The following is a 12,311-nucleotide window of genomic DNA, read 5'->3' on the forward strand; positions in this document are numbered from 1 at the left end:
AAGGCATCGCAATGCGCAGCGAGAAAACTGATCGCAACTTCTCCGCGATGATCTACGCATGCGCTGCCGTCATCAACTCTCGATGATTCTCAACAGCCCCTAGACCTTCGCATCGCATGACAGATGCTTCCGGTCGATAGCCTGGACCGGCAGCCCCGGTGCACTGTCTCGAACGAAGACAAGCGATGCGCCGGCCAATTGGCCGCTCGATCAGAAAATCGAACCTGAATCACGAAGGCGAGGAAATACGTCATGAAGATCGTTGTTATTGGTGGAACCGGACTGATCGGCTCGAAGACAGTCGAGAGGCTGCGTAAGAAGGGCCATGATGTGCTCGCAGCGTCACCTAACGGCGGCGTCAACACGATCACCGGCGAGGGTCTCTCCGAAGCGCTTGCGGGAGCGCAGGTCGTCATCGACCTGGCGAATTCGCCCTCTTTCGAGGACAAGGCCGTTCTGGAGTTCTTCGAGACCTCTGGCCGGAACTTGCTCGCAGCAGAAAAAAACGCCGGCGTGAAGCACCACATCGCCCGTTCGATCGTGGGCGCCGAGCGTCTGCCTGATAGCGGCTACATGCGCGCCAAGATGGCTCAGGAAAGACTGATCCGAGGCTCCGCAATCCCATACACGATCGTCCACTCGACGCAGTTTTTCGAATTTCTGAGCGGCATTGCCCAGTCGGGTACTGTCGGGGACATCACGACAGTTCCGAATGCCTATTTTCAACCAATCGCGTCTGACGACGTCGCGGACATCATGACGGATGTGGCGCTTTCGCCACCGGTCAATGGCGTGATCGAGATTGCAGGCCCAGAGCCGATCCGCATGAGCGACCTCGTTGCTAGATTTCTGAAGGCAACGAACGATCCGCGCAAAGTAACAGCGGATCCCCAGGCACGCTATTTTGGCACGGAGCTTAACGATCGCTCCCTCGTGCCAGGCGATCATCCGCGCATCGGTGCAACGGACTTTGAAGACTGGTTCGGACACGCCCAGCTCCAGCGGAACTGATCTGTGATTTGCGTGCCGCTCGACGCATCGGTGGCATCAAGATCGATCTCCGTTGCGCAATCAAATTAAGTTGCTTTCCAATTTCGAACGAAAGTTCAAGCAGCGTGTAAGGCAGATAAAATGACATACCGCGTAAAAGAGGAAGCGGACGCAAACGGCTACTCTGTCTTCTTTGTCTACAAAGACGAGAAATATGTCGCCGGCCCGTGGCCAAAAGACTGGCAGGCGTCGCGTTTCATCGAAACATTGACTGAGGGCCGCTACATGGCAAAAGCCGACAGAACGGCCGTAATGCGGGGCCGAAGAAGCAACGGCAAATTGGTTTTGCGCGATCAGCGCGAGGACCAACCCCCGCTTCTTTCCAGCCAATGCCTTGGCCGCAAAGATCCTGAAACGCGGGACACTGAAGGTCTCTGAGAGTTTTCCGCACGCACGTCATGTCACGACCCAGCGCGACATAGTCAACTGATCTGCTCGCCTTCATCAGGTCATAGGCTCACGCCGCTGCCCCCGGCAAGAGCCTGATCGCCGGCCGGCCCTCCCATCGGCCGACGATCCCTTCTTCACCTCATCGCAAACAAGGAACCCAAACTATGATTAAGACCATCCTCTGTACCGCTGCTCTTGCAGCTGTTTTTGCAACCGAGGCCAAGGCAGACGATTCTTCAGGCGCAAAGGTGACCATGGTCTATGACCACCAACTCCCGAATGTGCCCGGCAAGAGCATGCGTGCCGTGCTGGTCGAGTATGGGCCTGGCGGCAGCTCCCCGTCACATACTCACGCGAAGTCGGCCTTTATCTTCGCAACGGTTCTGGAAGGCGCGATCCGCAGTCAGGTCAATAATGGGCCGGTGACCACCTATCGCACTGGGGACAGTTGGTCCGAGTTCCCCGGTGATCATCACGGCGTCAGCGGAAATGCCAGCACCACCGAGCCTGCTCGATTGCTTGCCGTGTTCGTCGTCGATACGGACGACACAAACCTGACGACATTCGAAAAGTGAGGTCGACAGGAGGTAGGGCGACTCGGAGGACTTTGATGCACATCGAACAACTTAACGCGCTGACAAAGGCTCGCCTTATGGTGATCGAGGCCAACTCGGCGGTGCAAGCTGCGGCGCTTTCGCTTTCGAAGCCTGGCATTGGCCTTGTCGTTATATGCGGCGAAACGGAGCGGCGGCTTGCGCAACTGATGCCCGCCCAGTCTGCGAACCGTTTGTTGAAATAGTACGGCAATCCCGCCGGCGTCATCAGCCAGATCATCGTGGGCACCGTATCGATCAGCAGCCTGAGCTCCCTCTCGCTCCTGAGCAGCACGGTCTCCGCTTTGCGCCGGTCGTCTATTTCCTCGGTATAGCCATGCCAGCCGACGATTCGCCCCTGGTCATCGCGCGAGGCAACACCGGTATCGCGAAACCACTGATAGGTGCCATCGAGCCGGCGCAAACGCTTCTTCGATCATAGGCTCGCCCGTCTCTAGGCTGTGGCGCCGTTGCGCCATGCTCGCCTCGACATCGTCGGGATAGACAAATCTCCGCCACCAAGAAAAGTCGTCGGCATCCATGATCTCGCGCCTTTCCTCGGCCTGGTAAAGCCGGTCATAGAAGCTGATGGTGCCGAAGATTCTTACCACCAGCCAAAGTGCAAACGCCCCGAAACAAACGCCGCGAACCGAGCAAGACCGTTCTCTGTGACGTATTCGGGCGACAGCAGGATAGCCGCTGACACCAAGCTGGCGGCTGCTACGGCACCCAATCCCGCCTTCCAACCCATGCAGACCAGACAATTGCGACAACGACCAACAGGTCAGATGGCTCATGGGTTAAAAGCGTAACCAAAACGCATCCAACGCTAATCACGGTAGGCCATGGCGCGGCGCTGCCGCAATGAGGTTAGTTTCATCTGAGACCCTCTGGATCCGCTTCCCCGGCCGACCTGTCATCGTGGCCGCGTCTACTCAGTTCGCAAAGCGCCCCCGTTTTTTACCGATTCTGCGACTGCTTTCCCGGCAGCCGAAGCCATCTTCAACTGGCACTGAAATAGGTTGGAGGCGGCTGACAATCGTTGAATGGTGTGAGACGGACCGCGCCTTTTTTCACAGTCACTTTCTAAAGCTAAGATCGAACGCAATCTCCTTTCATCGCTCCGGAGACTGCGAATTCGGGGCTGAGGAAAACGACAACTTCTCCTCAATATCTGACGTAACGGAAGCATTGAGGCCGGTGCAACACGACAAACGATGTGGGCATGGAGGTTTGTTTAGACAGACTTAGCCTGAGTATAGGGCTCCATCTGGTTTGAGCGCTGCAGCCGCGCAGCAGCGTTGGAGACGCCGAGGCACAGGAGGCAAGCCGAAACCTCCCGTTGCCGCGCCGCGGCGCCCTCCGGGCAACAGAGTTAGTTGGAGCTCGAATGAGCTTGCGTCCTGCGACTTGCCACAAGTTGCGCCGCAGCTATTGTCGCTACGCAAACTCCGACCAGGACATGCGTCCACATCGGCCCCTGCGCCGATCCGAAGCCGAGCAGAAACGGAGCGATCACCGCCCAGCAACCCAAGGTGAGGTTGGACCATTCCGTCCAGTCCCCGTAGCGGTAGAGGGCCACGGCAGAGCTGCACACAATCAGCACGCCCACGACCCCAGCGTCCCAAGCCGCAGCAGGTAGCCCGACGAATATGATTGCCGCGCAGGCCAAGCCTGCGCCGAGAATAAGGTTGGTCCATTCCAACCTCTTGCTTGGTACATCATTTCTCATTTTCATCTCCTTCTTCAGCCGTGCCACGGAGGTGGCCGGTACGCGGAGAATGGGGCAGTCCCAGATACCCGCCAATTCTACGCAGGCACCTGTTCGTCGATGCTAAAGTCTAGGGCGTTCAGGCGCGATGATTGTAGAAGACATCGATGCGCTCGGTCACAGTTCGTCAGGGGTGTGCGATCCCCGGGATACATGCCAAGTGGCATTCCTCCGCTCCGAGGAGCAAAGACGTTGCCCGGCCAATAGCATTTAGCAGACGGTGTAAGTTGACGTCTGTCCTTACTCTCAAAGCAATCCGTGAGGGGAGTGGGGGACAACCTCGTCCAGCGGCGAGAAGAGGCTACCTGCCCTTCTATTCGGGACAGCAGGTCTCAAGTTTCTCGGTGGTCAGGCCCATCGGCATTGTCGCCGACTTCGACGGGCTTTTCCATGTCGTGCACCACGTCGGTCTTATTCAGCGCGATGCGAAAATCGGCAACACGCATCAGCGTGGCGCGCCAGTCGGCGATGCTGCCGACGTTGTTGATGAACCAGCGCAGCGAAGAATTCATCTGGTTAAACGCGCCGACTGCCATCATCAGTCCGCCGAAGCCTATCTGGCCCGAGAAATACACAGGTGCCGCGATAAGGATTGGGACCACGATGCCAATCCAGCCGTAAGTGTTGGTCACCCATGACAGGTTGATCTGGGCGGTGTAGATGCGCCGCATTGCTGCCAGCACCGCACTGAGGTCCCTTTCGAGCCGTCGCTTAGCGTCGGCCTCGCCATGAGAGAGCGCGATGGCATCGACATTTTCGTTGATGCGCACCATGGAGGAGCGCAGTTCCGCTTCCCGTGTGTAACGATCACCGTCGAGATTGACCAGCGGGCGCCCCACCAGCCAACTCAGCCACGATGCTATGCCGGCATAAAGCAGCGCCGCCCACACCATGTAACCTGGTATCGCCAAGGGATAACCGCCAATGTGGAAGACGAAGCCAGAAGAAACCCGCCAAAGCACCTCAATAAAAGACGCCAGCAGGATGAACGACTGCAGCAGCCCGACCCCGAGGTCCGTCGACAGATCGGAAAGATGCGCGGCGTCCTGCTGCATGCGCTGATCGGGATTGACGCCGATAGCACCGGCATTTGTCAATCGCAACGCCCACGCCGGGTGCATCCATTGGTCGATTAGGTCGAGCGTCAACGCCTCGCGCAGCTTCAGCCGGATCATCTGGTTAAGCCAGGCCTGGCTAATACCGAGCACCAGAAGGCTGCCGGCAATAAGGGCAAAGATCACAAGCTGATATAGGAGAACCGGCAAGTCGCGGCGCGCCAGCGCGTCGTAGAAGGGCTGGTTCCAGCTGTTGAGCACGACCTGGCCGATCGATGTCGCGCCAATGACTGCCACGATTCCAACCGACGTCCAGAGCAGCCAGTTGCGGACCGGCGATGCCTTCAATCCTAGATGGATGGTCGCCAATTGGTCGCCGAGGCTGCTGGCCTCGACCGAGACGGCGGCCATCTTGACACCGGAGTTGTCGTCCGCTTGGTCAACCATACATGAGGTCCATGCTTACGAAGCGGGTCACATCGGCGCCAGAGCCGTGCCGCGAACTCGGGATTGCGAGCGGGTTCGTCGCGGTTACCGTGCTGGCCAGGGTTGGGAATGCCGTTTGCCGGTTGAGACGGCGGAAAGCCCGAGGCCTTGCCCAGTCCTGAAATCAATGCCGTCAGGGTTAACGGCCCCAGTTGCCCCGGCCAGATTCTTCCTTGGGACCGATCGGCCTGCGGACGGTCTGCGGTATGCCGGCATTCTTGTCTGCTTTTTTGCTCGATGCCGTATGCACGGCGTCGGTCGCAGGCAACTGCGGATGGGCGCCGGACCCATGGTCACCTCCGGCATCATGATGACTCCTGGCTTTGGAAAAAACTGCTTTATTGCGTCGGCGGCTCTTCGCGCAAAATCCATGCTTCGGTCTTCGCGCCGCATGTCAGCTTGAAATATGCCAACCAAGGCAAGATGTGAGCCATTGTGCCAAGGGCACGCGCTTGCAATACCTTCATCTATGGTCTCCTGAGCGAAGGGCTGGTCGGACTGTCGAGCACGCCATGTGCAGGAGGGCGGGGACTTTGATTCCTCCTGATGCCATTCCTGATTTGAGCTGAGACGCTCGGCGTTGAGCGTGCGGCAACCACGGAAAAATTGTTTCAGCTCGACCATACCTCGGCATAGGCACGCCTAGCTGTCGGTGTCGTAGCCATCCCCACCGCCAAGTGCGAGTTCTCTGGAGCGACGTTGGATGCCGACGACGTGGATGCCGCCGGCAAGGATGACCGGCGCATCGCGATGAGCAGCCCCGCGCCCGACGACGGCCAATTTTTCAAAACGTCATCGGGGGTTCAGAAAGGGAAAGACCGTGAAACTCTACTACAGCCCTCTCGCCTGCAGCCTGGCCGACCACATCGCCTTGGAGGAGGCTGGTGCTTCCTTCGAGCGCGAAACCGTCAATCTCAAAACCAAGCGGACCGGTTCCGGGGAGGATTTCAACATCGTGACGCGCAAGGGGTATGTTCCAGCCCTCGTGCTGGATACCGGGGAAACGCTGACAGAAAACATCGCCGTCCTCGATTGGATCGCGTCGCGATACCCGGCACTGGGAGTGGAAGGGCCAATGGGCCGCACGCGCGTTCTCGAAGCGCTGACCTACGTCTCGACGGAAATACACCGAAGCTTCAAGCCCATGTGGCACCAAGGCAGCGATGCTGAAAAGGCCAAAGCGCGCGCGACGATTACGACGCAACTCGGCCTGTTCGCGGACCAACTCAAGACCGACTATCTGTTCGGCGACAAACCCAGCGTCGCGGATTTCTACCTTTTCGTGATGCTGCTCTGGGCCGCCCGCTTCCAAGTTCCTATCCCCGCGCCTTTGGAAGCGCTCCGCACCCGAATTGCGGCACGGCCGGCTGTGCGCGCCGCGATGGATCGTGAGGGTCTCGTCTAACTGTGAAGTTGGCCGGTCGCGCGTCCTATCGCCCCTGAGCCAAGGCATACAACAGAGGAGCCAGTCATGCTTGCGTTGCTGCAGAACCTCCACCTGATCGCTGCCAAGCGCGGCGATGGGTTACGCCCCGAATTTCTAAAAATGGAGGCCGAGGCGCCACTCCGCATCGTCTTCCCACGTACAGACGCAGCCTCCTACGTTGCCCGGCAGGGGCGTCAAACTTCAGGTGGTGGCGTCACTCACTCCCGGCCGTCCTGAACGATTGCCAGGGCATGCAGCCTGGCACTGCCAAGTCAAACAGCAGGGCATCCGATCTTGCCTGGAAAGAGGTTGCAACAATGGAAAATGCAGAACCGCCGAAAGCGATCGATCGATATCGCAGGGCCTTTGTCGGCGTTGCGGCGATCAGTCTGGCTACTCAGTTCACGACAGTTCGCTCAGCTCATGCAGGAGCTGTTTCAGGGTTGGATGGAGCAACGACAGAGCGGTCGACGGCCGCTTCCTTCGCAGTGCTCAGGCAAGCGGACGCTGGCGTCCTGAATGTCGGTTACGCTGAGGCGGGTCCGCCCGGCGGTCCCGTGGTTATCCTCCTTCATGGCTGGCCCTACGACATCCACAGCTTTGTCGAAGTCGCTCCGTTGCTGGCGATTGCGGGCTATCGCGTGATCATTCCGTATGCACGCGGCCATGGCACGACACACTTTCTCTCCAGCCAGACGGCCCGCAACGGCCAGCAGTCTGTGCTGGCTGTCGATGTCATCGAATTGATGGATGCGCTGAAGATCAGCCATGCGACCATGGCCGGCTATGACTGGGGCGCGCGCACGGCCTGCATCATCGCGGCGCTCTGGCCTGAGCGTTGCAAAGCCCTTGTCTCGGTCAGCGGCTATCTGATCGGCGCTCTCGCGGCAAACAGAATGCCGTTGCCGCCGAAAGCAGAGCTCCAATGGTGGTACCAATACTATTTCGCCACGGAACGCGGGCGGGCGGGCTACGAACGATACCGGCGTGACTTCGCAAACCTTATCTGGCGGATCGCCTCGCCGAAATGGGACTTTGATGACGCCACGTTCGATCGCAGTGCAGCGTGCCTCGACAACCCGGATCACGTCAGCATCGTCATCCACAATTACCGCTGGAGGCTCGGCCTGGCACAAGGCGAGCCGGAATTTGACGGTCTGGAAAAACGGTCGGCCGAAAGTCCCCTGATCAACGTGCCCACCATCACCCTCGAGGGTGATGCCAATGGCGCACCCCACCCCGACAGCAGCGCCTACGCCAAGAAATTTTCAGGCAGATACGACCACCGGATCATCACTGGCGGTATCGGCCATAACTTACCGCAGGAAGCCCCACAGGCCTTCGCCCAGGCTGTTATCGATGTCGGGGAATACTGACAGGCAAGCTGATGCCTGGCTGATGCGAAGTGATCCTGCGGCGACTCGTATTGAGAAAATCGCAATTCCGCCTTGCTGCGCCTTGCCCGTCGACTGCCTCGTACAGAGTGACATATCGAAAGGATATATATTGTGGACGCAACTGTGCCATCCGCTGTTTCGCAACCGGTCGTCGCGCAACTGACGCGGTCCGCAATTTTTCTCGTCGTGACGATCAATTCCGGACCGGACCACGAAGCAACCGTGCGCGCTTTATGCAGCGATCTTTCCACGCTACTGCGCGCCGTTGGGTTCCGTGACCTCGAGGGTCGGTTGTCATGCGTCATGGCGTTTGGATCTGATGCGTGGGACCGGCTCTTTGGAGCGCCCAGGCCGACGGAACTACACCCGTTTCGTGAGATCCACGGCCGGCATAACGCCGTCTCGACGCCAGGGGACATCCTTTTTCACATCCGTGCCGCCCGGATGGATCTTTGCTTCGAGCTGGCGACACAGATCATGTCGCGGCTCGATGGCGCGGTCTTGGTGGCGGATGAGGTGCACGGCTTCAATTACTTTGATGACCGCGACCTGATCGGTTTCGTCGATGGGACCGAAAACCCGGTGGATCACGACGCTGTCAAGGCCACGATCATCGGCGAGGAGGACCCCTCCTTTGCGGGAGGAAGCTACGTGATCGTGCAGAAGTACCTGCACGATCTGAAAGGCTGGAACACGCTTCCCATCGAGCAGCAGGAGGAAATTGTCGGCAGAAAAAAGATCTCTGACATCGAGCTCGACGATGCCGTGAAACCGATCTTCGCGCACAATGCGCTGACCACGATCGTCGAGGACGGAGAGCAGTTGCAGATTGTGCGCGACAACATGCCGTTCGGCGACGCCGGCAAGGGTGAGTTCGGCACGTATTTCATCGGCTACGCCCGTTCGCCGCGCAGAATCGAGCAGATGCTGGAGAACATGTTCGTTGGCCGGCCGCCAGGCAACTACGATCGACTGCTGGATTTCAGCCGCGCCGTCACCGGCGCTCTGTTCTTCGTGCCGTCGGCGACATTCCTCGAAAACGTTGCCACGGAGTAAGCGGTCACCTCGACTGCTGGCCCGGCCCGTCGGGCGGCCACCGAATTTGAGAACATACGAAGATATGGTGGGCAAACGACCCTTTAAGGAAACGATTGGGTTTTGTTGAAAGACGATGTCCCTCCGGTGCCCATAGCCGTTGATTTGAAAGGTACAGACATGCTCAAGGATCATGCATCGTCGGCGATTGTGCCGTGCGCCAACCTCGCTCGGGCTAGGGCCTTCTACGAGAGTATCCTCGGCTTGCCGCTTCTCGCCGACCACGGCAACGGCTTCGTCTTCGGAGCCGGTGCAACGAAGCTCAATATCTATCTCAGCGATTACGCCGGTACCAATCGAGCGAATGCCGTCATCTGGGCGGTAGGCGACGAAGTCGAGATAATCGCCGCGGACCTGCGTGCAAAGGGGGTGGCGCTCGACGAATATCCCGAGGGCTTTGACCGGGTAATCGACGGAGTTCACGTGAGGGGCGCGCTTCGCGTGATCTGGTTCAAGGATCCGGATGGCAACATCCTCCACCTCACCAGCGGTAGCGCCAATTAACGTCGATCGTAATTTTCTCGTGCAGTCGTCCCGGCATGAAGACGGGATCCGCACCCCTTGGCCACGCGATGCATCAGGTCGCCAGGGCGTTTCACCAGGTGGCAACATACCATTGTGGGGGTAAAGCACTGCCTTGGAACAGATGCCTGGAGGGCAACGGCGCCGTATAAAAAGGGCCTGCTGTAGGAGATAAGCTTGCCCGATCGCCTTTTGAGCAAGTTCAAATTCGCCTTCCTGGCGGCTGCTTTGCTCGCGGTATCCGCACCCGCTCAGGCACAGGAGCTGCCCTATCCGGCCGACTTTCGCATCGAGGAGATCGAGGCGCATGGCGTGACGATCCACGCGCGCATCGGCGGCAGCGGACCTGCGATTATCCTGATCCACGGCTTTGGCGAAAGTGGTGATATGTGGGCTCCGCTGGCTGCGAGCCTCGTCCGAAATCACACCGTTATCGTGCCTGATCTCCGGGGCATGGGTCGATCGTCGAAGCCGGCAGGCGGCTTCTCCAAGATGAGCCAGGCTACCGACATCGCCGAGTTGATGGACACGCTGAACATCGTGCAATCCGACGTCGTTGCGCATGATATTGGCAACATGGTCGCTTTCGCCTTTGCGGAAAAATATCCAGACCGGGTAGCCAAGCTCATAGTGATTGATGCGCCGATCCCCGGGGTTGGCCCATGGGATGAGATCGCAAAGAACCCGGCGACCTGGCATTTCCGTTTTGGTGGCCCCGACATGGAGCGGCTCGTGAAGGGGCGCGAGCGCATTTATCTCGATCGCTTCTGGAACGAATTTTCGGCAGACCCAGCGCACTTTACGGAACAGTCGCGACGCCATTATGCCGCGCTTTATGCGCTCCCTGGCGCAATGCACTCTGTGTTCGAGCAATATCGTGCCTTCGATCAGGATGCGAAAGATAACCGGGAATGGGCGGTCGCTCACGGGAAGCTGGCAATGCCCGTGCTGGCGTTGGGCGCAGAAAAGGGTCTCGGCATGCAAATGGCGGACATCATGCGCGCCGCTGCTTCCGATGTAACCACCGGGCTGATCCCGTACTCCGGTCACTGGGTCATGCAGGAAAACCCTACTGCAACCGTTCAACTCGTCCAGGCCTTCGTTGATAAGCCCTGAGCAGCCTTCATCAAGCCGGATCGAGATCATGGATGAGCCTGGATGATCGCGATGATCAGCGCCAAGCCTCCGCGCCTGAACGCGCGACGCTCGCCGCTGGGGGGTTCAATCAGAAGACGGTGCGAAGTGGAAGAATTGGACTTCGGTCACCGATGTGCCGACAGGGCCAAAGGCGTAACCTTTCGCAGAAAAAGCAACGATTTGCGGTGGGCTGTCCCGGCTGAAATGCTGCGAGTGATCAGCTTCAAACCCGACGTGCTGCTTGTTTGGCATCAGGATGAGAAAGTCCGTCCGCTGGCGTGGCAAACCCATCCTGCCGACATAGTTGATCAGAACTGAAACGTCACCGAGACATTCGATGAACACTGGGGGATGCACGTGCTCGCTCAGCGACGTCACAAGCGCCTCAGACAAGGATTTCTCTAGCTATATCTACGAAGGCTATCTTCGCTCGTTGCCAGGAAAACCTTTGACCAGCGCTGGGGCGATGCCAGAGTAACAAAACAAGCACGACCTTACCTTCGCGAAGGGTAGCACGCGGAGTTTCGCGAGAGTGTTTTTCTTGCATGAGAGTCCGCGTCCACTTTTCGCGACGATGGAGAAGCGAAGGGGAGACACGCTTGCGATGAGGCATCGCTAAGCGTTCACACCGTCACTGTTATTCCACCGTCCACGTAGAGCGTGTGGCCGTTGACGAATGAGGAGGCGTCACTGGCGAAAAACACTGCAGCCCCGATGAGTTCTTCAACATTGCCCCACCGACCGGCCGGTGTGCGCCGCTCGAGCCACGTGGAGAAGTCGGGGTCTCGAACGAGAGCCTCGTTGAGCGGCGTCTTGAAATAGCCTGGCGCGATGGCATTGACCTGCAAACCATGCTTTGCCCAATCCGCACACATGCCTCTGGTCAGGTTTCTAACCGCCCCTTTTGTCGCCGTGTAGGGCGCGATGGCCGGACGAGCCAATTCGCTCTGAACAGAGCCGATGTTGATGATCTTTCCGCGCCCGCGGCCCATCATGCCTTTGGCGACGGCTTTGCTCACATAGAAAATGCTGGAGAGATTGGTTCGAACAAGATCGTCCCATTTCTCTTCCGGGAAATCCTCCAATGCTGATCGATGCTGGATGCCGGCATTGTTGATGAGAATGTCGATCGAACCAATCGAGGTCTCAATCAGCTCGATCCCCTGTCGCGCCGACAGGGCATCAGTGACGTCGAAGGCCGCCGCCTCAACCGACAGGCCGTCCGTGAGCAGATCCGCGGCGGCGTCCTTCAACGTCTGTTCACGGCGACCGTTCAGGACAACCCGGGCGCCACACTCCGCCAGGCCACGGGCAAGCGCCAGGCCAATGCCCTGGCCCGAGCCCGTAACCAGGGCAATCTTGCCGTCGAGGTCGAAAAGCGATCGCATC

Annotated in this window: 12 protein-coding genes and 1 pseudogene; 9 read left to right on the forward strand and 4 right to left on the reverse strand. The window is 58.8% G+C overall.

The window, feature by feature from the left end; translation table 11 throughout:
* Nucleotides 1–252: 252 nt before the first annotated feature.
* The 4 genes from NKI49_RS26995 to NKI49_RS27010 all read left to right on the forward strand — a co-directional run bounded on the left by NKI49_RS26995 (nt 253) and on the right by NKI49_RS27010 (nt 2,239).
* Nucleotides 253–1,011, forward strand: a complete 759-nt coding sequence (locus NKI49_RS26995) for an SDR family oxidoreductase (RefSeq protein ID WP_352601364.1) — start codon at nt 253–255, stop codon at nt 1,009–1,011.
* A gap of 120 nt (nt 1,012–1,131) precedes the next feature.
* On the forward strand, nt 1,132–1,428 hold the full coding sequence (locus NKI49_RS27000) for a hypothetical protein (protein WP_352601366.1): 297 nt from the start codon (nt 1,132–1,134) through the stop codon (nt 1,426–1,428).
* Nucleotides 1,429–1,604: 176 nt separating this feature from the next.
* Nucleotides 1,605–2,015 carry a cupin domain-containing protein gene (locus tag NKI49_RS27005; protein WP_352601368.1) on the forward strand — a complete coding sequence of 137 codons (411 nt, stop codon included), beginning with the start codon at nt 1,605–1,607 and terminating at the stop codon, nt 2,013–2,015.
* A gap of 35 nt (nt 2,016–2,050) precedes the next feature.
* Nucleotides 2,051–2,239 (forward strand): hypothetical protein, encoded by a 189-nt coding sequence (locus tag NKI49_RS27010; RefSeq protein ID WP_352601370.1) that lies wholly within the window; start codon nt 2,051–2,053, stop codon nt 2,237–2,239.
* Between the two features lie 1,169 nt (nt 2,240–3,408).
* On the opposite strand, the gene NKI49_RS27015 is transcribed toward NKI49_RS27010, so the two are convergent.
* Entirely contained in the window at nt 3,409–3,771 is a 363-nt protein-coding gene (locus NKI49_RS27015; protein ID WP_352601480.1) for an SPW repeat protein, read from the reverse strand.
* Nucleotides 3,772–4,120: 349 nt separating this feature from the next.
* Nucleotides 4,121–5,306 (reverse strand): annotated as a pseudogene (locus NKI49_RS27020) (ABC transporter ATP-binding protein/permease); the annotation flags it as partial.
* An 859-nt stretch (nt 5,307–6,165) separates the two neighbouring features.
* Between NKI49_RS27020 and NKI49_RS27025 the strand changes: the two are divergent.
* The 5 genes from NKI49_RS27025 to NKI49_RS27045 all read left to right on the forward strand — a co-directional run bounded on the left by NKI49_RS27025 (nt 6,166) and on the right by NKI49_RS27045 (nt 10,901).
* Nucleotides 6,166–6,750, forward strand: coding sequence for a glutathione binding-like protein (locus NKI49_RS27025; RefSeq protein ID WP_352601372.1), 585 nt, complete (start codon nt 6,166–6,168; stop codon nt 6,748–6,750).
* Nucleotides 6,751–7,088: 338 nt separating this feature from the next.
* Nucleotides 7,089–8,147: an alpha/beta fold hydrolase gene (locus NKI49_RS27030; RefSeq protein WP_352601374.1), complete on the forward strand. Its 1,059-nt coding sequence runs from the start codon at nt 7,089–7,091 to the stop codon at nt 8,145–8,147.
* A 132-nt stretch (nt 8,148–8,279) separates the two neighbouring features.
* Entirely contained in the window at nt 8,280–9,224 is a 945-nt protein-coding gene (locus tag NKI49_RS27035) for a Dyp-type peroxidase (RefSeq protein ID WP_352601376.1), read from the forward strand.
* Nucleotides 9,225–9,329: 105 nt separating this feature from the next.
* Nucleotides 9,330–9,767, forward strand: coding sequence for a VOC family protein (locus NKI49_RS27040; RefSeq protein WP_352601378.1), 438 nt, complete (start codon nt 9,330–9,332; stop codon nt 9,765–9,767).
* A 189-nt stretch (nt 9,768–9,956) separates the two neighbouring features.
* Nucleotides 9,957–10,901 (forward strand): alpha/beta fold hydrolase, encoded by a 945-nt coding sequence (locus NKI49_RS27045; RefSeq protein WP_352601482.1) that lies wholly within the window; start codon nt 9,957–9,959, stop codon nt 10,899–10,901.
* 105 nt (nt 10,902–11,006) lie between these two features.
* Here NKI49_RS27045 and NKI49_RS27050 read toward each other — a convergent pair whose 3' ends face one another.
* Together NKI49_RS27050 and NKI49_RS27055 are read right to left on the reverse strand one after the other, a co-directional pair.
* Nucleotides 11,007–11,315, reverse strand: a complete 309-nt coding sequence (locus NKI49_RS27050; RefSeq protein WP_352601380.1) for a hypothetical protein — start codon at nt 11,313–11,315, stop codon at nt 11,007–11,009.
* A 230-nt stretch (nt 11,316–11,545) separates the two neighbouring features.
* On the reverse strand, nt 11,546–12,310 hold the full coding sequence (locus NKI49_RS27055; RefSeq protein ID WP_352601484.1) for an SDR family oxidoreductase: 765 nt from the start codon (nt 12,308–12,310) through the stop codon (nt 11,546–11,548).
* Nucleotide 12,311: the final 1 nt, after the last annotated feature.

This window comes from Mesorhizobium sp. M0587, from assembly GCF_040320945.1.
In the GTDB taxonomy this organism is placed as follows: Bacteria; Pseudomonadota; Alphaproteobacteria; order Rhizobiales; family Rhizobiaceae; genus Mesorhizobium.